This window comes from Neisseria meningitidis, assembly GCF_022869645.1.
Lineage (GTDB): Bacteria > Pseudomonadota > Gammaproteobacteria > Burkholderiales > Neisseriaceae > Neisseria > Neisseria meningitidis.
Genome location: NZ_CP064367.1, coordinates 699,116 through 720,092, shown reverse-complemented (window position 1 = coordinate 720,092; position 20,977 = coordinate 699,116). Strand labels below are relative to the sequence as shown.

Genomic DNA, 20,977 nt, shown 5'->3' with positions numbered 1-20,977 from the left:
GCCATGCAGCGGCCTTTCTTAATTCGCTGCGCCGACAACCGCGCCGCTTTGCGGCTCGAACTTCGCGCCCGCTTAGGACGTTGTAGGGGCTTTTTGCGCGTTGTTTGCGCTGTTGTCCTGTTCTTTGTATGGATTAAAGGGTAGGCCGTTTCTTGCGTACTGTTTGCACATTTCTTTTGTTACTTCTTCCAGCGGTGTGGCTTGATCGCTGTAGCAGGTGCAGCCGGTTTTTCCGCCTTCGATACAGGCCGCTATGCGCTCAAAGGTTTTGACTTGGCGGACGTTGTTGTAAATCGGTTTGGATTCGGGTTTTTCGGCCAACGTCGGGATAAAATCGTCTGCTTTCAAATCCTGATTGATTTTTTGTGATTGTGCTGCTGTATTTAAATCTGCTTCTTGATTTATCGTCTCTGATGCTGCTGAAACTTGTGATGTTGTTTCAAACTGTTCTGGATTTATGGCTTTTTGTGATATTCCATAAACTGTATAGATTTTCCAGCCGATAAATCCGATTATCAGAATTAAAGCCCAAACGGCCAACGGTACTTTTTTCTTAAATTTGATGTGCTGGCTTGATGATTTGTAGTATTTAAATGCTTCTTTGGGCGGTGTGAAGTTCTTCGATTCTGTATTTGAAACGGCTGCGGGATTTTCTAAGCTGGTTACGCATTTGTACCACGAATATTGTTTTGTTCCTAATGCTTTTCTTTCTAAATGGATGTGCTTGGATATCAGGTTTCTAACGAAGATATCAAGCTGCTGCGGGTGTTGTGTCATCATTATAACCGTATGGCCGTGATGTCTTAATTCTGTTAATTCTTGAATATAAGGTGGTACGGCTCGGCCTGATGATCTTACCGGATAGGTATAGTGTGCTTCGTCTACTATCAGAACCGCGCCATCAGGGATGATGTCTCTTAGCGGCGCGGACATGATTTGTTCTTCCGTTAGTTCGTGTGCGTTGAACTTTTTTGCGTCTAGTCCGTCGATATGGCAAAAATATAAGGGCCGATCTACTTCTGTTCCGTCTTCGAGTTGCATTTTAAACAATCCGTCTTCGTTGTTTAAAATCATTGAAACTGCTTTTGATGTTTTTCCGGTTCCCATGTTGCCGGTAATCAGATAAATCATTTTTATCCCCTCGGTAATACCGTTGTCAGTTTGTTCAATGCTTTCATGCTTACCCAAAAAGAGAACGCGCCGAAAAGATAGTTAAAACCTGTTCCGAATCCGCCTATCAGTAGAAGGTTATAAATGTCTCCAGGCATGGAGTTTGCCGCATTTAAAAAGTATTCTTTGAATTTATTTAACGCAACCAAATACCCCGCAAACGATACAAATGTCAGACCTGTTGCAATAATGATCCGAACGATCAGCATTCTTAGCAGAAATGCAATTAATGGAATTAGAGCAGCCGGCATTTTATTCCTTTCTCAATGATCCGAATGTGATAAATGCGGACATGATGATAAAGCCGATAATTACGGCGAATCTTACGTTTTCCATTAATGTGCATAATGGCTGATAACTTACGCTAAATGCTTTTCCGAAAACGTGGAATGTTTTGTCTTTCGGACAAACTCCGCTTGACGGAAACATGTTATCGGGCGACCACGTTTCTTCATTTACGGCTTTGGGTATGGCTATGCCTTCAAAATCGTTTTCTGAAGGTTCGCCCATTTCGGCACAGGCTAGGATTTTAGGAAAGAGATCACAGAGCAATCCGCCGTTTCCGTCTGGTTTCTTTTCTTCTCGCCGATCTTTTGGGCTTTCGTTCGGGCTTGGTGTTTCGCCCGGTGTGGGCGTGGGTTTGGGATTGTCTTGATCTTCTTCGCGCGGGTTTTCTTTTTCCTTTGGATTGGTTTCGGGCGTAGGCGCTGGCTTTGGCTTGGTTTCAGGTGCTTCTGCGCTTCCGGGTGTGAGGTCGGGACGCGGGATTACTTGAACATCCACTGTGGTGTTGCCTTGCGAATCCCTGCCGAATGTTGCGACAACCTGAACGGGATTCCCGTTCCTGTCCGTGACGGGCCCCATATTCACTTTTGTTCCGGGTGCGACTTCTACTTTTTCGGAATAACCGGGATAACCGGTTGCCTGTATGTATTTGTCGGGATTGGCATCGACTTTTAAGGCTAAAATCTCTTCCAGCTTTTTGGCATCCATTTCTTCTTTGTATTTCGGATTGCGTATAAGGGAAAAATTGATGAAAGATCTTGCGTCATTTATATCTTCACCGATATTGCAATTACCGCCGTTCCAGTTGAAATAACAACGACTAAAATTGTAGTTCCTAAAAGAATCATTCCTATTCTTGCGTACCATTTCCCAATAATTGCGCCCGACAATTTCCATTTGATGCTCCATCAGTTCTTTTACTTCCGGAAATCTGCTGTAATCTGACATAAGACGCATAATTGAACTATCAACGCCGTAACAGCCATAGGTTTTAATACCGTTTTCGGCGTGTTCCCAAATGCAATTACTGTATTCGTAGCCTTTTACAAATTTATCGGTTTCGGGATCGTATTGATAGCCTTGTTCTTTAATTTCGTCTTTAAATGTTTCGTAGATGTCATAGGCCAAGAGCGCGGTTCCGACATATGGAACCGCCCTTTTACCCAGTTTTGCGCCTTGACGGACTAATGCGCCAACGCCTGCCAAGACTCCGGCGCGGGATACTGATGCAGTTACTTTGACAGGAATTTTTTCAAGAGAGCGTGCACCTGTTGGCACGTGTTCTATTATTGAAGGTTCGATAATTCGACCTGAAAAACGCTGACCATCAACACGAAAATCTGTTACTACAGATTTTGTATGATCAATATCCAATCTAACATCTGAATTTCCAATGGGATATTTAAAACGTTCGGCATAAGAATTAACCGAAAACATCCCCAGCATTAATATTAAAATCAAACGTTTTAATTTCAATTCCACGACTAGAATCATCCTGTAATTCTAAAATTTTTATATACGCAACAGACTCATCAGAAAAATAAATTTTCCAAATATTATTAGAAATCCTTATATTTAAAAACCATTGGATTGCTTCATGAATTATAAATTTATTTACTTTTGAATATTCTAAAAGCTCACTAGCGAAAGTAGATGACATTGTTTTGCCAAAATACTTGCTGGACGGCTGGTATTTATAAAGTGCCAACTGGGCTTCAGTGATAAACATGATTCCAACTTCCTTTTTTGTTGTTCGGAAGTCGGATTATCTGCCTAACCGTTTTGAATATCAATCCTTGAACAGGATGGCGGCAATGATGATCGGAACGGAAAGACCGACATAGAAATAGAAATCCATCATCTCAAGAGCCTTTTAATCACGGTTACGAAATAGACGGACGCCACGATTCCGAAAATCAGCCAGCCTATATACATGCCGTCTTTCAGGTTTTCGGACGGGTCGCATTTAGGTAAATCGGCCTTGATGATTTGGCCGTCTATTTTCCAATCTTTGCCGTTGTATTCGGGTTTTATGATTTTCCCGTCTTCAGTTATTTTAGGTACTACCAAGCTGAAATAGACGTTTTCGGCCTGATTCTGCTCTAAACACTGATTTCCAACTTGGTAGTACATTTTGCCGACCTTATCGCATTACACGTTTCACAATCGCGATCACAAACAGTGCCGCGAATACGCCGATAACGATCCAACCGGCTTCTAGACCGTCAGCTTTTGCGCCTTCTAATGCTTGTTTTGCAGTTTCGGGCAATGCTGCATAGGTATTGGCTGCCAGTGCTAACGGAGCAGCTGCGAAAACGGCGATTTTCGCGCCGTATTTTTTCAGGTTATTCATGATTTTCATGATGTTTTCCTTAGTTGGTTAAAAAAATGGTTTCGCGGGCTTTGTGAAGGTTTTACAGACCGCCCGCCGAGCCTGTTAACTTTTATTCTTCTCTGATGTAGAAGCTGAAAATCTGAAAATGTCCGCCAATCTCTTCTAATCCGGCATTGAATGCGTCTTCATAATTTTCATACTGTCCGGCTTCTTTCAGATTTTGGGTAAATCCAATATCGCCGAACTGATCGGGGAAGATGAATTCATAGTTTTCCAGTTCCTGAACGATAAATTTTTGCTGATACCTGCTCATATTCTGGACTTTCTGCCTTAGGCTTTGGTCGACGCGCCTTTCACTTCAAAATCAAGCAGCTTGGGTACTAAGCCTTTGCCGGTAGATTCCATTGCGACGGTTACATTTACGGAGCAGGGGAATTTGAGGTTTTTCAGCCGATCGAAATTGTGGCTTTCTCCAAATTTCATGCTGGCAGCAGTAAAACCTACGCTGTTGCCGTTGGCGGGCATGGGGCTGGCTACCAGTACGGTACAGGTATCGATTTTGTTGCCGTCAATCTCACCTTTGAACTGTTTTGCGCCCAGGAGCGTGGCGGGATAGGTGGTTACTTGTAATTGATCAAACATGGGTATTTCCTTTCTTTGATTTATAGATATTTCCAGTCTTCTAACTGGTCTGATATTTGATACTGCTCTTTGTCGTAATCGCGCTCATGCTGTTTCTGCCTATCTTGCGGATACTCGTATTGCTTTTCCTGATTTAATTCAAGCTCTAAGACTTCGATATTCAGGGCGTTTATGGCTTTTTGCTCTTCATGAATATAGAAAGCACAGGCGTTGCTACTGTCGTACTCTTCGGGCTGAAGACCTTTGGGATAGCCTTCAACGCCTTTGGTTAGGTCTTTGACGATATCTTCGGCCGTCCAACCGATGTCTTTTAAAAAATTGACCCATTTGCCGACTTGTTGCCTTGCGTAGAATTGTTTGTGTTCAAACGTGAGATTGACCTCTTTAACTGTTGAATCCATGCGCTTGGCTTCGCATTTGAATATCTGTTCACAGACGGGATACGCTCCGCCAATATACGAACCGGCATGAATCAATATGTCTATGGGGACTTCTATATCTCCGTTTCTGAACTCTGTTTCAAATCGAACCCACGGGCTTGATTTATCGCCTAACTGCTTGCCTTTTTCGTAAATCCGGGTGTATTTGGCGTTGCCGCGTTTGCCGATATAGAAGCTTTTGCCGCTTCCGTCTTCGTGTCTCCAAGCAACTCCTTTGCATTCGCTTTTCGGGCGGACGTTATGGCAGTCAAAAAAGCCGTTATCGTGGTCGGTTAAAGCGTGTTGGGGCGTGTACTCTCCATTGAAAAAATCATGTGCTACGTCAACCCTTGTTATTTTTGGCCGGACACACTTTTGCAGAAATTCATAAAGCCTGTTTTCCCAACCGGGTTTTGCTGCTGTGCAGCCGGTGCCGTTCAGCTCTACGAGTATGGTTTCTCTTTGGCCGCCGTAGTGGACTTTGCCGTACTCGACATTTGTAGGGCCTAGCTGATAGCAGGACTGATAGAAAAATTTGCCTTTGTATGGTAGTTTGGCACTGATGCCAAAACCTAGAATTTCCTGCAGCAATTCGCTGTACTTTGCGAGGTACTCGGCATCTGTTACATAGGCTTTTTGGGTTACTTTGGGTATGGATTCCTCATGTATCGTAAATGTGATCTGGTCGATGAATGCACCGTCTTCCCTGCCGCGTCTTAGCGGAATTTCTATCAGACGGCCTTTACCGTCGGTTACGTATTGAGAAAAATATTCAAATTCGACTTGATGCGATTCAAGAATTTCTATGGGCTGTTCCCCACCCTGCAGATTAGGGTTTTTTTGCTCCCCCCCTATTAGCCTAGGGGGGGCATTCAACGGCGTGGCCGTTTGCGGCGCGCAAGGCGCGCCCACACACGCCCCCGCCGTTTCTGCTCTGTCTTCGGCTCTCATGCGGTTTTCTCCTGCTTATCCATAAGAGCCTTGACAGTCAGACGGCCGTATTCTTCAGCTTCTTGCCTTGTTTTATATGTGTTTTGCGGGTTTGTAATAGGAAATACTGTTGTCTCGACAATTTCGTCATTTACGAAAATGCGCACAATGTAGGCGCGTGATTTTTCGTATTCGTATTGATCGGGATTAACGGTATAAAAAGCGATGCACATAAGAAAGCCCCTTCACTGGCTAGAGTTAAAGGGGCTTGATGTTTGTAAAGACTTGCGCCCCTTGATGGGGTGCAATATATAAGAAGTGATTAGGAAGTAATTAGTGTGTGAAACTATAGTTCCTTTTATAGCTTTCCAATAAAATTAAAGTATTTAAAAGCTTGTTTAGTTCCAATTTGTTAATTTCTGTATCTAAATAATGTTCAGAATAGTATTATTTTTTAAATAAACCATGAATAGTACTTCACATTGTTTGTCGTATTATTTAGCTTTTAAATTTCTAATGTGAAAGATAGTTTAATGGATTTCTTTGATTTTTTTGCGCAAGGTAAGTATAAAAAAATTGCAACTGAACAAGGTTTAGACCGTAAATATTTTATATTCCACTATATCGTATGTAATTTATCTGCCATTTCTTCTTTTTGTTTAATGAAGGTTATCCATAGTTATACTATCCTTTGTTTATTAATAATGATAATTGGCATTGCATTTGGATTTATCTTGAGAAATAGGGTTCTATCTATAGTAAAAAATAAACAAAAGTTTTTATCTGATATGTTTCCCTTGGAAATGCCTTTCTTTTCTAGAGTATACAAAATACCTATCTTGGCCAGATTCTTGAATAGGGGAATGAAATGGCTTTATCTCCAAAATTTTTTCTGTTTAGTTATGATTTGTTTCTCGATATCTCTTATCCTTAATGAAGAAAGGGGGTGGATGCCTTATTTTATCTGCTATTGGTTTGGACTTTTTTATCCAGCAAACACTTATTACGTTTTTTTATCCAGAGATTATAAACGTATCTAAGTTGTAGTCTCTTAATAATATAATATTTTAGTTGATGGAAGGTGTTGTCATGCAACCCGGTTCTAAGAATGATGAAAAAAATAAGATTACACTAAATGAATTCAATAATGCCATTGTAACTATTTTCTCTGATGAAAATGTGGTTAGGGCAATCGGTACAATTAACACAATGCATGGGGAGTATTTAACTCGTTCGCATAAAATAGATCAACAAAAATTTTTGAGTGATGGTGAGCGGTTGTCTAGTAAAGCGAAAGATTTTCAGCACTCAGCAGAAAAAACTCAAAGGGCTTTAAAAGAAGGGATTGGAAGGGCTGCTAGTAAATTTCATGCCAATTCGAAGGAGGCATTTGTTGCAAGAAAAATGCAAAGTGATTTGCAAAAGAAGTTAAATGCTAGTAACTATAACAAGCAACAATATGCAAGACAAGCAGTCACAGCTTTGGAAAATGCTTCAAAAGCAGAAAATAAAGGTAATATTGCATTTTATCTTAACTAAACTAAAATTAGTTTTCTTGAGAGGAAAGTATTAATGGATTTTTTTAATTTTTTCGAGCAAGGATATTTTAAAAAACTCGCGGTTGAAAATGGATTAAATACTGAATATTTTATATTTCAATTTATAGTATGTAATCTATTTAGTATTTTCGTTATTATTTTAATGAATTTTATAAAAAATTACGCTGTGCTTATTGTTTTAATAGTAATTGTTAGTATATTATTTGGACTAATTTTAAAAAATAAAACTATGTCTTTAATAAAGAATAAAGAAAAATTTTTATGTGGTTTGTTTCCGTTGGATGTGCCGATTTTTAAATATACAATGCCTAGTTATTTTAAACTTATAAATAAGAATATGAGGTGGCTTTTTCACATGAATGTTTTCTGTTTATTTTTTATTTGTTTTTCAATATATCTAATTAATAAAGGAGAGAATCAGTATATTGCTTATTTTAGTTGTTATTTTTTCGGACTTACTTATCCATTAATTAATTATTTGATATTATTACACAGAGAATATAAACGTATTCAGTTCTAAATTTGGAGGTGCTATTATGTATTCGAATAATGCTATAACTAATAATAGAAACAATATTACACTAGGTGCGTATAGGGATGCTATTATTTCCATATTTTCTGATGAAAATGTGGTTAGGGCGATTGGTACGATTAACTCAATGTACGAAGAATATTTGACCCGTTCGCACAAGATAGATCAAAAAGAATTTTTAAGGGAGGGTGAGCGTCTGTCTGCTAAGGCAAGAGAATTCCAACGCACAGCAGAAGAGGCACAAAAAAGCTTAAAAGAAGGAATTGGAAGAGCTGCTAGTAAATTTCGTGGTAATTCAAAGGAGGCATTTGTTGCAAGAAAAGTACAAAGTGATTTGCAAAAAGCATTGAATGCTAGCAACTATAACAAGCAGCAATATGCAAGACGTGCGGCAACAGCGTTAGAGAATGCTTCAAAATCAAAAGTTATGGCAGCGAATTTGGGTAAGTTTACTTATGGGGCAACTGTTGCCATGGGAACTTTGAGTATGGGAAGTGCTTGGTGGAAAGCCTTGGATGGAGAAGGAAATTGGAGTGATGTTGGTCTCTCATCAGCTTCTTTTTTGGGTGGGCTAATGGGCGTCCAATGGGGTGCGGCTTTGGGTGTTGGGGCTTTTGGTTTACTTACTGGTGGCGCAGGTTGGCTAGTAGTTGGAGCTATACTTGGAGGTGGCGCAGGAGCTTGGTGGGGATCATTAGGAGCTGAAAAAGCTTGGAGATGGTTTGAGGATTTCTTAAATCTTAACCGCAGCGACAAATACCACGTTTACGACCCCCTTGCCCTGGATTTGGACGGTGACGGTATAGAAACCGTTGCCACCAAAGGCTTTTCAGGTGCATTGTTCGACCACCGCAACCAAGGCATCCGCACCGCCACCGGTTGGGTTTCTGCCGATGACGGTTTACTCGTCCGCGATTTGAACGGCAACGGCATCATCGACAACGGTGCGGAACTCTTCGGCGACAACACCAAACTGGCAGACGGTTCTTTTGCCAAACACGGCTACGCGGCTTTGGCCGAATTGGATTCAAACGGCGACAACATCATCAACGCGGCAGACGCCGCATTCTAAACCCTGCGTGTATGGCAGGATCTCAACCAGGACGGCATTTCCCAAGCTAATGAATTGCGTACCCTTGAAGAATTGGGTATCCAATCTTTGGATCTCACCTATAAAGATGTAAATAAAAATCTCGGTAACGGTAACACTTTGGCTCAGCAAGGCAGCTATACCAAAACAAACGGTACAACCGCAAAAATGGGGGATTTACTTTTAGCAGCCGACAATCTGCACAGCCGCTTCAAAGACAAAGTGGAACTCACTGCCGAACAGGCAAAAGCCGCCAATCTTGCGGGCATTGGTCGTCTGCGCGATTTGCGCGAAGCTGCCGCATTGTCCGGTGATTTGGCCAATATGCTGAAAGCTTATTCTGCCGCCGAAACTAAAGAAGCACAGTTGGCATTGTTAGATAATTTGATTCACAAATGGGCGGAAACCGATTCGAACTGGGGCAAAAAATCGCCAATGCGACTTTCAACCGATTGGACGCAAACGGCTAATGAAGGTATTGCACTGACACCATCCCAAGTAGCACAACTAAAAAAGAACGCTTTAGTTTCCCTTTCTGATAAAGCTAAAGCAGCTATTGACGCCGCCCGCGACCGCATTGCCGTGCTTGATGCCTACACGGGGCAGGATTCCAGCACGCTTTATTACATGAGCGAAGAAGACGCGCTTAATATCGTCAAAGTAACCAACGATACATACGACCATCTCGCCAAAAACATCTACCAAAACCTGTTGTTCCAAACCCGTTTGCAGCCATATTTGAATCAAATCAGTTTCAAAATGGAAAATGATACGTTCACTTTGGATTTTAGTGGTCTTGTTCAAGCATTTAACCATGTCAAAGAAACTAATCCGCAAAAAGCTTTTGTGGATTTGGCCGAGATGCTTGCATATGGCGAACTTCGTTCTTGGTATGAAGGTCGAAGACTAATGGCCGATTATGTGGAGGAGGCAAAAAAAGCAGGTAAATTTGAAGATTACCAGAAAGTGTTGGGTCAGGAGACCGTTGCATTATTAGCTAAAACATCGGGTACGCAAGCAGATGATATCCTGCAAAATGTAGGCTTTGGTCATAATAAAAATGTTTCTTTATATGGTAATGACGGCAACGACACTCTAATCGGCGGCGTCGGTAATGATTACTTGGAGGGCGGCAGCGGTTCGGATACTTATGTCTTCGGCAAAGGCTTCGGTCAGGATACGGTCTATAATTACGACTACGCTACCGGACGCAAAGACATCATCCGCTTTACCGACGGTATTACAGCCGATATGCTGACTTTTACCCGAGAGGGCAACCATCTTCTTATCAAGGCAAAAGACGGCAGTGGACAAGTGACTGTTCAGTCCTATTTCCAGAACGATGGCTCAGGTGCTTACCGTATCGATGAGATTCATTTCGATAACGGCAAAGTACTGGATGTTGCCACTGTCAAAGAACTGGTACAGCAATCCACCGACGGTTCGGACAGATTGTATGCCTACCAATCCGGAAGTACCTTAAACGGCGGATTGGGCGATGACTATCTGTACGGTGCCGACGGGGATGACCTGCTGAATGGTGATGCAGGCAACGACAGTATCTACAGTGGCAATGGCAATGATACGCTCGATGGAGGAGAAGGCAACGACGCCCTGTACGGCTATAATGGTAACGATGTACTGAATGGTGGCGAAGGCAATGATCATTTGAACGGCGAAGACGGTAACGACACTCTGATCGGCGGTGCCGGTAATGATTACTTGGAGGGCGGCAGCGGTTCGGATACTTATGTCTTCGGCAAAGGCTTCGGTCAGGATACGGTCTATAATTACCATGTGGATAAAAACTCTGACACTATGCACTTTAAAGGATTTAAAGCAGCAGATGTTCATTTTATCCGTTCCGGAAGTGATTTGGTGCTTAGCGCTTCTGAACAAGACAACGTACGTATTTCCGGATTTTTCTATGGTGAAAACCATCGTGTAGATACATTTGTCTTTGATGATGCAGCTATCAGTAATCCAGATTTTGCCAAGTATATTAATGCTGGCAATAATTTGGTACAGTCTATGTCTGTGTTCGGTTCTAATACTGCTGCGACAGGAGGAAATGTGGATGCCAATACACAATCCGTACAGCAGCCGTTATTGGTAACGCCATCTGCATAAGGAGCCTAATTACATTCATGGCTTAAACTGAAAAACAGCAATCAAGTTTATTTTGATTGCTGTTTTTCTTAATATTGGGATAAGGGTCGTATTTTAATTAACCTTAATCGGTGCACTTCTAGCAATATAGTGGATTAACAAAAACCAGTACAGCGTTGCCTCGCCTTACCGTACTATCTGTACTGTCTGCGGCTTCGTCGCCTTGTCCTGATTTTTGTTAATCCACTATAATTTTCAGACGGCCTTTTGCCTTTTCAAATTCAAACCAATCAAACGGTTTTATTGCTTCATCGCGTTGGTTAAGGCTTTGATGTTGTGGCGGTACATGCCGATGTAGGTGTCTGCGGGTGCGTTGCCGAGTGCGTCGGAATACAGTTTGCCGCTGACGTTGACACCGGTTTCTTTGGCGATGCGGTCAACCATGCGGGTGTCTTTGATATTTTCGGTAAATACGGCTTTGATGCCTTCGCGTTTGATTTGTCGGATGATGGCGGCGACTTGTTTGGCTGAAGGCTCGGCTTCGCTGCTCACACCTTGTGGGGCGATGAATTCGATATGGTAACGTTTGCCCATATAGGAAAAGGCATCGTGCCCGGTCAGGACTTTGCGTTTGGCGGCAGGGACGGCATTAAATGCGGCTTGTGCGTCACTGTGCAGTTTTTTGAGCTGCATTTGGTAGTTGCCCAAGCGTTGTTGATAATAAACTTTGCCTTCGGGGTCGGCCTTTATCAGGGCTTCGGCGACGTTTTGGGCATAGGCGGACATAAGGACGGGGTCGTTCCAGACGTGGGGGTCATATTCGCCGTGGTCGTGGTGGTGTCCTTCGTGGTCATGGTCGTGGTCATGATCGTGGTCGTGATGGTGTCCGCCTTCTTCTTCGGCTTTGAGGGGTTGGATGCCTTTGGTCGCTTCGGCATAGGATACTTTGCTCTGTTTGACGGCACGTTGGATGTCGGCAGCTTCAAGTCCTAAGCCGTTAATCAGGACGAGTTTTGCACTGCGGATTTTTTTAATGTCGCCGCTGGTCATATGATAGGCGTGCGTATCTTGGTTGGCTCCGACCAAACTTTGTATGGATACGCGCTCTCCGCCGATTTGTTTGGCTACGTCGCCTAAAATGCTGAAGCTGGTTACAACCGGCAGGGGGGCGGCAGTTGCGGCAGTGGTCAGCAATGCGGCGATAAGGGTGAGTTTGGGGTGTTTCATAATTGTTCTCCTGTGATATAACGTAACATCTGTTATGGTAAAACAAGCCGCCTGTTTGTTCAAGCGGCTTGCGGGGTCAGGTGGTGTGGTGGCGGTGGTTTTTGAGCCATTTGGTCAGAATGCCGCCTTCTTTGCCGAGTATGACGGAAAAGAGATAAAGGACGCTGCAACAGAGGATGATGGCGGGACCGGAAGGAATTTCGATGTGGTAGGAAATGAGCAGTCCGCTCAAGCCGCACAGCAGGGCTGTCAGAACGGATAGGAGGATGAGTGCGCCCATGTGCTTCGCCCATAGGCGGGCGGTAATGGCTGGCAGCATCATAAGTCCGACGGACATGAGTGTGCCGAGGGCTTGAAAGCCGGATACGAGGTTCATGACGACCAGGACGAGAAAGAGGACGTGCCAAAGCCCGCCTTTGCCGCCGACAGATTTGAGAAACAGGGGGTCGATGCTTTCGAGTACGAGCGGGCGGTAGATGACGGCAAGGGTAAGCAGTGTGAGGGTGGATACGGCGGCGATGAGTTGCAGGGCAGGAATATCGACGGCAAGTACGGAGCCGAAAAGGAGGTGGAGCAAATCGACGCTGCTGCCGTTTTTGCTGACGAGGACTACACCGATGGCGAGGCTGCTGAGATAAAAGGCGGCAAAGTTGGCATCTTCTTTCAGGGTGGTGAAGCGGCTGACGAGTCCGGCAAGCAGTGCCATCAGCATACCTGCGGCTACGCCGCCCAAACCCATGGCGGGCAGGCTTAAGCCGGCAAACATGTAGCCGACGGCGGCACCGGGCAGGACGGCGTGGCTCAATGCGTCGCCTATCAGGCTCATACGGCGCATGACGAGGAATACGCCGACGGGTGCGGCACTGAGGGACAGGCAGAAGACGGATGCGAGGGCGTAGCGCATAAAGTCGAATTCTGCAAAGGGTGTGATAAGCAGGTCGTAGGGGTTCATAGTGTTTGGTACGGGGACATGGTTTCAGACGGCATTTATGAGGCGCACCACTCGGGGCTTTCCTGTTGCTGCATTTTGGCGTTGGCTTGGGCGAGGTAGGGTTCTGTCAGAATGGTCTCGGTTGCGCCTGCCGCAATTTTTTCGCGGGCGAGCAGCAGGGTATTGGGAAAGTAGGCACGGACTTGTTCGTAATCGTGCAGTACGGCGATGATGGCGTGTCCGCCGCAATGGCATTTCTGCAATACGTCGAGAAGTTCGTAGGTCGTCCGTGCATCAACAGCGTTGAAAGGTTCGTCTAGAAGTAGGAATTTGGCGTTTTGAACCAGCATTCGGGCAAAAAGGACACGCTGGAATTGTCCGTTTGAGAGGTGGGCGATTTGGCGGCCGGCAAACTGCCGCATCCCGACGCGTTCCAAAGATTCGTGAACGCGTTGTTTTTGAACGGCATTTATTCCTCTGAAAAAACCGATTTCATACCATAGCCCCATTGCCGCCAAGTCGAAAACGGTCATAGGCTGCGAGCGGTCGATGTCGGACTGCTGGGGAAGGTAGGCAATGTTCTGACGGGTCAATCCGTCCAGCCGGATGCTGCCCGTATCGATAGGCTGCAATCCCATTAAGGATTTGAGAAAGGTGGATTTCCCTGCGCCGTTGGGACCGAAAACCGCCCACATACTATGTTCTTCAAAAGTAATGTCCACATGGTGCACGGCAGGTCGGCGGCGGTAGCTGACGGTCAGGTTTTCGACAATGATGCTCATGCGGATACTGCCCAAAAGTAAACGCCCCATAAAAGGGATACGGCAATCAGGGCAAGGATGAGGCGGAAAGTCAATCCTGATAGTAAAAGGGAAGGTGTCATGATGATTTGCGGTTTTGAAAGGGAAGGCGGTAAAGCGTTTATCGTTATATGGCTGATATGATACTGTATAACGTTTGGTCTGTAAATTATGCTTGAATAGGCGGGAGTGATTGTTAATCAAGGTGGATGAGGGGCAGGCATATCGTTGACTTGCCGGCATCGCAGCAATAAGAAATGCCGTCTGAAAGTTCAGACGGCATTGGGGGAAATCGCTTATTAACCTTTGCGTGCAGGCAATTTTTCTTTAATGCGTGCAGCTTTGCCGGTCAGACCGCGCAGATAGTAAAGTTTGGCACGGCGGACATCGCCACGGCGTTTGACTTCGATTTTCTCAACGGTAGGGGAGTACAGTTGGAAAGTACGTTCCACACCTTCGCCGCTGGAAATTTTACGGACGATGAAGTTGCTGTTCAGACCACGGTTGCGGCGTGCAATGACAACGCCTTCGTAGGCTTGCAGACGGCTACGGGTACCCTCTACGACGCGTACGGATACGACTACGGTGTCGCCCGGTGCGAATTCGGGGATGTCTTTGTTCAGACGGGCAATTTCTTCTTGCTCGAGCTGTTGAATCAGGTTCATTGTTTTTTTCCTAAATTATGATTGGATTTCCCGTTGCTCTTGCCGGATGGTTTCTAAGAGGCGGGATTCCTTTGGGATTAAAACGCGCTTTTCCAAAAGATCGGGTCTGCGCTCCAAGGTGCGGCGCAGCGATTGTTCCAACCGCCATTCCGCTATCAAGCCATGATTGCCGGAACGTAATACTTCCGGAACAGCCATGCCTTGAAATTCTAAGGGTTTGGTGTAGTGGGGGCAGTCCAAAATGCCGCTTGAGAACGAATCTTGTTCGGCAGACTGCATATCGCCCAATACGCCGGGTACGAGCCTCAATACCGCATCCATCAGCATCATGGCGGGAAGCTCTCCGCCGGAAACAACGAAGTCTCCGATGCTGATTTCTTCATCGACGCTGGTTTGCAGCAGTCTTTCGTCTATTCCCTCATAGCGTCCGCACAGCAGAATCAGATGCGGAAGTTCTGCCAGTTCTGCCGCTTTTGGGTGTGTCAGCGGTTTTCCTTGGGGGCTGAGGTAAATGACTTTTGCAGCTTGGGAAGATTGTGCTTTGGCGTGTTCTATTGCTGCATGAAGCGGCGGAGCCATCATAATCATTCCCGGGCCGCCGCCGAACGGGCGGTCGTCGATGTAGCCCAATCTGTTGTCGGCAAACTTTCGGGGATTGACTGCTTCAAACTGCCAGATTCCCTGTCTGTTCGCGCGTCCCGTTACGCCGTAGCGGGTAATGCTGTCGAACATTTCGGGGAAAATGGTAACTGCCTGGATAAGCATCAGTAGTCCAAACCCCAGTCGGCAGTAATAATCTTGCTGCCGGTATCGACGGTTTCGATATATTGGGAAACGAACGGAATCAGAATCTGCCCGTGTTCTCCGTCAATCATCAATACGTCGTTTGCGCCGGTTTCCATCAGGTTGCTTACCTTGCCTAAAACGGTATGGTCTTTGTTGACGACGGTCATGCCGACCAAGTCTGTCCAGTAGTATTCGTCTTCTTCTGTCGGGGCGAATGCTTCACGGGGTATTTCGATGGTGTAACCGTGCAATGAGAATGCCAAGTCGCGGTCGTTTATGCCTTCGAATTTGACTTGGAGTTCGCTGTTGACGACTTTTCCGGCTTCAAGGGTAACGCTGATGGTTTTGCCGTCCTTGACCAAATGCCACTCGGGGTAGTCCAAAAGGCTGTCGGAATATTCGGTGTTGGCGGCAATTTTCAACCAGCCTTTTATGCCGAATACGCCTTTGATGTAGCCCATGGCTACCCGGTTTTGAGTGTCTGTCATGGCGGCAAATGTGGATTAGGCGGCTTTTTGTTCTTTAATCAGTTTTGCAACGGAGTCGCTGACTTGCGCGCCTTGTGCAATCCAGTGGTTCAGGCGGTCTGCGTTGAGGCGGACGCGCTCTTGTTTTTCGTTGGCTACGGGGTTGTAGAAGCCTACGCGTTCGATGAAGCGGCCGTCGCGGCGGCTGCGTGAGTCAGTAACGATGACGTTGTAGAAAGGGCGGTGTTTCGAGCCGCCGCGTGCCAAACGGATAACTACCATTTTGAGTCCTTTTGAGAAAATCGGATATATGGAAACTGCCGATTTTAGGTTATTTTGTGGTCGGTGCGCAAGTTTTTATTTGTTTTTTCTGTTGTTTTGTCTGCCGCAAGGTTCAGATATGCGCGGTACAGGTTTTTTTCGGTGTCCGATTCCTTGAGGGTAAATCCTGATTTTTCAGCAAGTTTGATCATGGGAGTATTGGTTTTGAGAATGTCGGCACTCATAGTCCGGTAGCCTTGCTGTGCGGCGGTTTGGATGATGAGTTCCATCATTTTCTGTGCCAGTCCGCTGCCGCGCATATGTTCCGCCAGTGTGATGCCGAATTCGCATTCGTTGCGGTTCAGGCGGCTGTGGCGGACGACGGCGACGATGTTGCTGTCGGCATCCCTTGCCGTCCATGCGGCTTCACAGTGGTAGTCGGGGTTGCACAGGCGTGCCAACGTGGCTGCGGGCAGTTCGTTGGTGTGGGTCATGAAGCGTGTGTACCGTGCTTCGGGGCTGAGGCTGCGGACGAACTGCTGTTTGGCTTCTGCGTCTTCGGGCAAAAGGGGGGTAATGGTAACGGTCGTGTTGTTTTTTAGGGACAGTGTTTTGAGGTGTGCTGCGGGATAGGGGGCAAGTACGTTGGGTACGGCTGCTCCGGTTTCGGTTTTGCTGCCGAGCAGTTCTGCGGCGGCTTCGCTTGTGTGGCGGAGAAATTCGGCGGCTGTCGGGTTTTTGTGTTTCAGGTATGCGGCGGCACTCTGCATTTTTGCGGCGGCATGTTCGAGGGTTTGGGCGGCTTTGCCTGTGTTCTTGCGTTTGGGCGTGTCGTGTGTTTCGGGTGTCTTTAAGATGAAATCGCTGCTGTATTGTCCGCCGTTGAGGTTGAGGGTGATGCCGAGAATGTGTTGGCGGTATTCGGGAATGACGGTCAGTGTGTGCAGGAACTGGTCGAGGGTTTGTGTGCCGTCGAGTTCGGCAAAGCGGGCAAGGTGGCGGCTGTCGAGCGTGGTAAACGGCGGGAGTACGGCAGTGGTTTGTCCGTTGCAGCATGCGGTCAGGATGTCGCCATAGAGGGGGTGGCTGCCGAATTGGAATTGGACGGCGTTATGGGTAGTGTGCCGGTAGGGGGGGAGGTGCAGGGCTTCGGCGATTAGGGCGGGGTCGGCGGCTTCGAGGGCTTTTTTGATGTTTTGGGGTTGCGGTGTTTTCAGACGGCACGGTTGCGGCGGTGCAATGTCGAGCTGTGCCTGTTTCAGGGCGGCGGCGGTGTTGCGGTAGGAAAGGGTGCGGATTGCCTGAGTGGGGGTGTCGAAATGTGTTATGCCGTCTGAAAAGGGGCTGCTGACGAGCAGGGGTTTGGCGGTCTGTTCGGACAGGCGGATAAGGGCGCGTGCTGTTTTTTTGTAATCCTCGTGTCCGGAGGGGCTGAGGATGGTCAGGACGGCTTGGGTGTCGGGGCGGGCAAGCTGACGTGAGGCGATGTCGTGGCAGATTGAGGGTGTGGGTGTGCCGGTCAGGTGTCCGTTGCGGATGTGGTGGGGAAGGTTGGGAAAGTGGAGGGCGAGGGTTTTTGGCGCGTGCGCGTTCAGCCATTCGGCAGGCGTGTCGGACAGGATGTCGAGTCGGGACAGGGGTGGAAGGTCGGACAGTTGGGCGCGCAGTGCGGCTTCGAGGTCGTCGGCGTTGAAACTGATGAGGAAGTTGCAGTGTCGGGCGAGGCAGTGCAGTACGGCACGGTCGGTTTCTGTCGTGCGGCAGGTGATGTGGAGAATCAGCGGCGTATGGCGGGTAAATTGGCGGATTGCGCTGAACAGTTTGCGCTGATCCTCTTCAGGGTTGTGGTGTAGGACGGCGGTTTTGGTGTGCAGGCTGTGTCCGAAGCGGTTGAGCCAATCGGCGGATGTGATGGGGCTGATGCCGGGATGCAGGCTGATGTGGCGGGATGTGCCTTGACGGAGTTTGTTCAGGATGTTGTCGATTTGGCGGCTGACGGCGGCATTGCCGGTCAGTATGGCGGTATGGCCTGCGGCGTATCCGTCTTGGGTACTGATGTTAAGTCCGAGTGAGGGCAGTTGGATGCCTGCGGTGGTGCAGGCGGTGATGTTGAGTCCGTTGCCGTGGTGTTTGCGGATGGCAGTTTCGGCGGTGTGCAGTTCTGCGGCAGGCAGGCTGTCCCAGTCCTGTATGAGGATGATGTGTCGGAGCTGCTTTTTGCGGCAGGTTTTGAAGAGGGTGTCGTAACTGTCGGGTAGGGTAACGGCAATAATCAGGTCTGCATTGCCGGGGATTTTGTTGAGGCTGGTGTAGGCGGGAAGCCCAGCTATGGTGTGGTGGCGCGGGTTTACGGGGGTGATTTTTCCTTGAAAGGGCGTACTCAGCAGGTTGCTGAGTACGCGTTCGCCCAGGCTGTACGGACGTTCGCTCGCGCCTATCAGAATAATGTGGTTGGGCATGAAAAAGTAGCCCGGATCGGTTTGTGCCGACATGATATATTCCTTTGCGGACGGTATGTGCGTGATTTTTGGAGATGCACCCGCTGTGTGTTTGTTTTGGGGTAACTGTTTGTGCAATGCCGTCTGAAGCCGGTTCAGACGGTATTATGGTCAGTTCGCACTTTTTTCTGTTTTGGAACCGGTTTTTTTCTTGGGCAGGATAAAGCGCATCCGCAGACCGTTCGGTTTGATGTTTTCGGCGATGATTTTGCCGCAGTGCTGTTCAATAATATGTTGGGTCAATGCAAGCCCCAGTCCTGTTCCGGGTTTGTTGGCACTGGAGTCTGCACGGTAGAAAGCGGTGAAGATGTGCGGGAGCTGCATTTCGTCCACGCCGGGGCCGTTGTCGGTAACGTCGATTATCCAGTGTTTGTGGTCTTGTCCGATGTTGATCAGGATGGTGCTGCCTTCGGGACTGTAGTTGACGGCGTTGCGGATGACGTTGTCGAAGGCGCGGTACAGGTAGCTTTCGTTGGCAAGGATGGTTGTGTTTTCGGGGATTTTTCCGTCGGCAGACAGGGTAACCGTTTGTCCGTTTTTCTGGGCAATGCTTTGATTGTCTTCTACCAGGTTGCCCAGGAAGGGCAGGAGTTTCAGGCTTTCTTTTTCCAAAGCCATATTGGAAGTTTCGAGACGGGACAGGGTTAACAGTTCCCCGGCCAGCGTATCCATGCGGGTCAGTTCGCCTTCCAGCCGTTTGAGATATTGCTCCTGTTTTTGGGGCTGCGCCTGAATCAGTCCGACAATTGCCTGCATGCGCGCAAGGGGAGAACGCATTTCATGGGAGACGTGATGGAGCAGGTGGCGTTCTTTGGCAACGAGTTTTTCGAGTTTTTCCACCATTTTGTCGAATTGGATGGCAAGATGGGACAATTCGTCGTCGCGGTCGTCGACCTGTTGGGAGATACGGGTTTCAAGTTCTCCGTTTGCCACCCTGTCCATGCCGTTGCCTAAGATTCTGATGGGTTTGGCAATGTTGCCGGCGAGGATGTACGCCATCAGCAGTCCGACGATGATGATGAAGGACAATATGATGAGTTCGTGCCAAATCGGGGCGAGCGGCAGGCCGGGGATCAACAGGGGGCTGGGCAGGCGGCGGGCTTGGAGTTTGTCCCAGTCTTTGGTGAAGAACAGGTATTCTTCGCCGAAGCGGTCGTATTCGATATGGACGAGGTTGGAATGCGGGTGTCCGGCGGCGAAAAGCCGGGCGCGTTCGATGGTGTAGCTGTCGATATACCGGTTCAGGATATCTTTTTTCTCGTCGCCCTGTATAACGTACACGCCCGATGAGACGGGGCTGTCTTTCCATTCCGTCAGGATTTCGCGCGCACCCGCGTCCCCGCGTGCCCGGAATGCGGAAATGATGCTGCCCATCAAAGTGGTTTCGATGGTGCGGCGTTGGTTGAACTGGTTTTCGGCAAGGGTGTTCTGCACCAGCCAGAAAGAAAAACTCGCCACAAAGATTGCACAGACGATAACCGCGCAAAATGTGGCGAAGATGCGTTGGAACAGTTTCATTTATCTGTTTATTTCAGTTTTTGACAAACAGGTAGCCCAAGCCGCGTACGGTTTGAATCAGAGAGGCATCGCCCAACTTGTGGCGGATGCTGGAGATGTGTACGTCGATACTGCGGTCGAATTTTGCCAGCTTGCGGTCGAGTGCTTCGACGGACAGGGTTTCTTTGCTGACTACCTGTCCGGCATGGCGCATCAGGACTTCGAGCAGGTTGAATTCGGTGCTGGTCAGTTCGAGCGGCATGTCTTTGACGGATGCCTGGCGTTTGGCGGGGTACAGGACGACATCGCTGACGGAGATGCTGTTGGGTGCGTTGTTCTGTTCGCCGCTGTGTTGTGCGCGGCGCAGGATGGCATTGATGCGTGCCAAGAGTTCGCGTGGTGTGCAGGGTTTGGGGACATAGTCGTCCGCGCCCATTTCCAAGCCGATGATTCGGTCGATGTCGTCGCCTTTGGCGGTCAGCATGATGATGGGGACGGTGCTTCGGGCGCGTACGTTTTTCAAGACATCCAAGCCGTTCATTTTGGGCATCATGGAATCCAATACGACTACATCGTACTGCCCGCTCAGGATTTCCTGTACGCCTGCTTCCCCGTCGGGAACGCTGCGGACGTTCAGACCTTCGGCGCTCAGGTATTCGGTCAGCAGTTCGGTTAGCAGGGCATCGTCATCTACGAGTAATACGCGGCTCATGGTGTTTCCTTTTCGTAAGGGTATGCCCCGACCCTGTTTCGGGCGGGGCGTGAAAAGATTGT

22 protein-coding genes and 1 pseudogene are annotated in these 20,977 nt (G+C 47.5%); 3 read left to right on the top strand and 20 right to left on the bottom strand.

The window, feature by feature from the left end; genetic code table 11:
- Nucleotides 1-72: 72 nt before the first annotated feature.
- From IUJ45_RS03825 to IUJ45_RS03780, 10 genes are all read right to left on the bottom strand, one after another.
- Complete coding sequence (locus IUJ45_RS03825) at nucleotides 73-1,131, bottom strand: zonular occludens toxin domain-containing protein (RefSeq protein ID WP_002246008.1); 1,059 nt, start codon at nucleotides 1,129-1,131, stop codon at nucleotides 73-75.
- A gap of 2 nt (nucleotides 1,132-1,133) precedes the next feature.
- Nucleotides 1,134-1,421: a DUF2523 domain-containing protein gene (locus IUJ45_RS03820; RefSeq protein ID WP_002246009.1), complete on the bottom strand. Its 288-nt coding sequence runs from the start codon at nucleotides 1,419-1,421 to the stop codon at nucleotides 1,134-1,136.
- Nucleotide 1,422: 1 nt separating this feature from the next.
- Entirely contained in the window at nucleotides 1,423-2,901 is a 1,479-nt protein-coding gene (locus IUJ45_RS03815; RefSeq protein WP_079278897.1) for an IgG-binding virulence factor TspB family protein, read from the bottom strand.
- On the bottom strand, nucleotides 2,879-3,184 hold the full coding sequence (locus tag IUJ45_RS03810; protein WP_002246011.1) for a DUF1132 family protein: 306 nt from the start codon (nucleotides 3,182-3,184) through the stop codon (nucleotides 2,879-2,881). Before IUJ45_RS03810 ends, IUJ45_RS03815 begins: the two co-directional genes overlap by 23 nt.
- A gap of 128 nt (nucleotides 3,185-3,312) precedes the next feature.
- A complete protein-coding gene (locus tag IUJ45_RS03805) occupies nucleotides 3,313-3,588 on the bottom strand; it encodes a hypothetical protein (RefSeq protein WP_002246012.1) in 276 nt (91 codons plus the stop codon).
- 10 nt (nucleotides 3,589-3,598) lie between these two features.
- Complete coding sequence (locus IUJ45_RS03800; RefSeq protein WP_002246013.1) at nucleotides 3,599-3,817, bottom strand: major capsid protein; 219 nt, start codon at nucleotides 3,815-3,817, stop codon at nucleotides 3,599-3,601.
- Between the two features lie 82 nt (nucleotides 3,818-3,899).
- Nucleotides 3,900-4,103, bottom strand: coding sequence for a hypothetical protein (locus tag IUJ45_RS03795; RefSeq protein ID WP_002246014.1), 204 nt, complete (start codon nucleotides 4,101-4,103; stop codon nucleotides 3,900-3,902).
- 17 nt (nucleotides 4,104-4,120) lie between these two features.
- On the bottom strand, nucleotides 4,121-4,432 hold the full coding sequence (locus tag IUJ45_RS03790) for a hypothetical protein (RefSeq protein WP_002246015.1): 312 nt from the start codon (nucleotides 4,430-4,432) through the stop codon (nucleotides 4,121-4,123).
- Between the two features lie 20 nt (nucleotides 4,433-4,452).
- Nucleotides 4,453-5,802 (bottom strand): replication initiation factor domain-containing protein, encoded by a 1,350-nt coding sequence (locus IUJ45_RS03785; protein ID WP_002246016.1) that lies wholly within the window; start codon nucleotides 5,800-5,802, stop codon nucleotides 4,453-4,455.
- A complete protein-coding gene (locus tag IUJ45_RS03780) occupies nucleotides 5,799-6,014 on the bottom strand; it encodes a hypothetical protein (RefSeq protein WP_002246017.1) in 216 nt (71 codons plus the stop codon). Before IUJ45_RS03780 ends, IUJ45_RS03785 begins: the two co-directional genes overlap by 4 nt.
- Nucleotides 6,015-6,314: 300 nt before the next feature.
- Between IUJ45_RS03780 and IUJ45_RS03775 the strand changes: the two genes are divergently transcribed.
- The 3 genes and pseudogenes from IUJ45_RS03775 to IUJ45_RS03765 all read left to right on the top strand — a co-directional run bounded on the left by IUJ45_RS03775 (nucleotide 6,315) and on the right by IUJ45_RS03765 (nucleotide 11,092).
- On the top strand, nucleotides 6,315-6,821 hold the full coding sequence (locus tag IUJ45_RS03775; RefSeq protein ID WP_002247159.1) for a hypothetical protein: 507 nt from the start codon (nucleotides 6,315-6,317) through the stop codon (nucleotides 6,819-6,821).
- A 49-nt stretch (nucleotides 6,822-6,870) separates the two neighbouring features.
- Nucleotides 6,871-7,320, top strand: coding sequence for a hypothetical protein (locus IUJ45_RS03770; protein ID WP_002237153.1), 450 nt, complete (start codon nucleotides 6,871-6,873; stop codon nucleotides 7,318-7,320).
- Between the two features lie 556 nt (nucleotides 7,321-7,876).
- A pseudogene (locus IUJ45_RS03765) lies at nucleotides 7,877-11,092 on the top strand (calcium-binding protein).
- Nucleotides 11,093-11,371: 279 nt separating this feature from the next.
- On the opposite strand, the gene IUJ45_RS03760 reads toward IUJ45_RS03765, so the two are convergent.
- The 10 genes from IUJ45_RS03760 to misR all read right to left on the bottom strand — a co-directional run bounded on the left by IUJ45_RS03760 (nucleotide 11,372) and on the right by misR (nucleotide 20,915).
- Entirely contained in the window at nucleotides 11,372-12,298 is a 927-nt protein-coding gene (locus tag IUJ45_RS03760; RefSeq protein WP_002246021.1) for a metal ABC transporter substrate-binding protein, read from the bottom strand.
- Nucleotides 12,299-12,374: 76 nt separating this feature from the next.
- Nucleotides 12,375-13,250 carry a metal ABC transporter permease gene (locus tag IUJ45_RS03755; RefSeq protein WP_002214325.1) on the bottom strand — a complete coding sequence of 292 codons (876 nt, stop codon included), beginning with the start codon at nucleotides 13,248-13,250 and terminating at the stop codon, nucleotides 12,375-12,377.
- Between the two features lie 35 nt (nucleotides 13,251-13,285).
- The gene (locus IUJ45_RS03750) at nucleotides 13,286-14,011 is read right to left on the bottom strand and encodes a metal ABC transporter ATP-binding protein (protein ID WP_002255537.1); all 726 of its coding nucleotides are present in this window, start codon (nucleotides 14,009-14,011) and stop codon (nucleotides 13,286-13,288) included.
- Nucleotides 14,012-14,328: 317 nt separating this feature from the next.
- Nucleotides 14,329-14,694 (bottom strand): 50S ribosomal protein L19, encoded by a 366-nt coding sequence (gene rplS / locus IUJ45_RS03745; protein WP_002214322.1) that lies wholly within the window; start codon nucleotides 14,692-14,694, stop codon nucleotides 14,329-14,331.
- Between the two features lie 15 nt (nucleotides 14,695-14,709).
- Complete coding sequence (gene trmD, locus IUJ45_RS03740) at nucleotides 14,710-15,459, bottom strand: tRNA (guanosine(37)-N1)-methyltransferase TrmD (RefSeq protein ID WP_002229145.1); 750 nt, start codon at nucleotides 15,457-15,459, stop codon at nucleotides 14,710-14,712.
- Nucleotides 15,459-15,968, bottom strand: coding sequence for a ribosome maturation factor RimM (gene rimM / locus IUJ45_RS03735; RefSeq protein WP_002219665.1), 510 nt, complete (start codon nucleotides 15,966-15,968; stop codon nucleotides 15,459-15,461). Before rimM ends, trmD begins: the two co-directional genes overlap by 1 nt.
- A gap of 15 nt (nucleotides 15,969-15,983) precedes the next feature.
- Nucleotides 15,984-16,229: a 30S ribosomal protein S16 gene (rpsP, locus tag IUJ45_RS03730; protein WP_002214315.1), complete on the bottom strand. Its 246-nt coding sequence runs from the start codon at nucleotides 16,227-16,229 to the stop codon at nucleotides 15,984-15,986.
- Nucleotides 16,230-16,273: 44 nt separating this feature from the next.
- Nucleotides 16,274-18,700, bottom strand: a complete 2,427-nt coding sequence (locus tag IUJ45_RS03725; protein ID WP_002246022.1) for a bifunctional acetate--CoA ligase family protein/GNAT family N-acetyltransferase — start codon at nucleotides 18,698-18,700, stop codon at nucleotides 16,274-16,276.
- Nucleotides 18,701-18,817: 117 nt separating this feature from the next.
- On the bottom strand, nucleotides 18,818-20,224 hold the full coding sequence (misS, locus tag IUJ45_RS03720) for a two-component system sensor histidine kinase MisS (protein ID WP_002225546.1): 1,407 nt from the start codon (nucleotides 20,222-20,224) through the stop codon (nucleotides 18,818-18,820).
- Nucleotides 20,225-20,237: 13 nt separating this feature from the next.
- Nucleotides 20,238-20,915, bottom strand: coding sequence for a two-component system response regulator MisR (gene misR, locus IUJ45_RS03715; RefSeq protein ID WP_002214312.1), 678 nt, complete (start codon nucleotides 20,913-20,915; stop codon nucleotides 20,238-20,240).
- Nucleotides 20,916-20,977: the final 62 nt, after the last annotated feature.